The organism is Streptomyces sp. GC420 (assembly GCF_009916105.1).
In the GTDB taxonomy this organism is placed as follows: domain Bacteria; phylum Actinomycetota; class Actinomycetes; order Streptomycetales; family Streptomycetaceae; genus Streptomyces.
This window is the reverse complement of record NZ_JAAAXQ010000794.1, coordinates 1-863: the sequence shown is the minus strand read 5'-3', so window position 1 is coordinate 863 and position 863 is coordinate 1. Positions and strand designations below refer to the sequence as shown.

Here is an 863-nt window from a genome sequence, read left to right as displayed (position 1 = left end):
GGTCCATCTGGACCGGCCGCCCCCGGTGATCGGCTCGGACGGCTCAGACGAACTTGGCCTTGCCCGGCCCCTCCTCGACGAAGCTGCGCATGCCGCGCTCCCGGTCCTCCGTGGCGAAGAGCCCCGCGAACCAGTTCCGTTCGATCGCGAGACCGGTCTCCAGGTCGGTCTCCAGCCCCGCGTCGACGGACTCCTTCGCCGCGCGCAGCGCGATCGCGGGCCCCTGGGCGAGCTTCGCGGCCCAGGCGTGCGCCTGCTCGTACACCTCGGCGGCGGGCACGACGCGGTCCACCAGACCGAGCGTCAGCGCCTCGTCGGCCTTCACCATCCGGCCGGTGAAAATGAGGTCCTTGGCCCGCGAGGGACCGATCAGCCGGGACAGCCGCTGGGTGCCGCCCGCCCCGGGGATCACGCCCAGCAGGATCTCCGGCTGGCCGAGCTTGGCGTTGTCCGCCGCGATGCGGTAGTCCGCGCAGAGCGCCAGTTCGCAACCGCCGCCCAGGGCGTATCCGGTGACGGCGGCGACCACCGGCTTGGGGATCCGGGCCACGGCGGTGAAGGAGTCCTGCAGCGCACGGGACCGTACGACCATCGCCGCGTGGTCCATGGCCTGCATCTCCTTGATGTCCGCTCCCGCGGCGAACACCTTCTCCCCGCCGTAGAGGATGACGGCCCGTACGTCCTCGCGGCGGGCGGCCTCCTCGGCGAGCTCACGCAGCCGGTCCTGGGTGGCGATGTCCAGTGCGTTCATCGGCGGGCGGTCCAGGCGGATGGTGCCGACGCCCTCGGCGACTTCGAGATTCACGGTCATACGAGGAGGTTAGCCGCCGTTAACGGGGCGGGCCCGGTGTGAATCATCACAC

1 protein-coding gene is annotated in these 863 nt (G+C 71.4%); it reads right to left on the bottom strand.

Going from position 1 to position 863, the window contains the following annotated elements:
• Window positions 1-43: 43 nt before the first annotated feature.
• Window positions 44-811, bottom strand: a complete 768-nt coding sequence (locus GUY61_RS38660) for an enoyl-CoA hydratase/isomerase family protein (protein WP_166634944.1) — start codon at window positions 809-811, stop codon at window positions 44-46.
• Window positions 812-863 lie beyond the last annotated feature (52 nt).